Here is a 319-nt window from a genome sequence, read left to right as displayed (position 1 = left end):
CCCGACACCAAGTGTCCGCCGAATCGCCCGTCGGCCGCCATGGCCCTCTCCAGGTTCACGGGGCTGCCGGCATGCAGGGCGCCGAGGTTGCTACGTCGCAACGTCTCGTGCATGACATCGGCGCTGAACTGGGTCGCTCCCAGCGAAGTGACGGTGAGGCAGACGCCGTTCACGGCGATGGAGTCGCCCAGCCGAGTTCACTCGAGCACGGTGCGCGCGTCAATGGACAGAACGGCCGAATGGGCGCCCCGGCGCAGCGTCCTTACGGTGCCGATTTCCTCTACAATGCCGGTGAACATGGTGTCGCCTCGCTTTCGAC

Annotated in this window: 1 pseudogene; it reads right to left on the bottom strand. The window is 66.1% G+C overall.

From position 1 onward, the window contains the following. A pseudogene (locus NE591_RS16395) lies at window positions 1-179 on the bottom strand (riboflavin synthase); the annotation flags it as partial. Window positions 180-319 lie beyond the last annotated feature (140 nt).

The sequence above is a fragment of the Adlercreutzia sp. DFI.6.23 genome, from assembly GCF_024462535.1.
GTDB lineage: Bacteria > Actinomycetota > Coriobacteriia > Coriobacteriales > Eggerthellaceae > Adlercreutzia > Adlercreutzia rubneri.
Note: the sequence above shows the minus strand (reverse complement) of the source record. Positions and strands in the feature narration are given on the sequence as shown.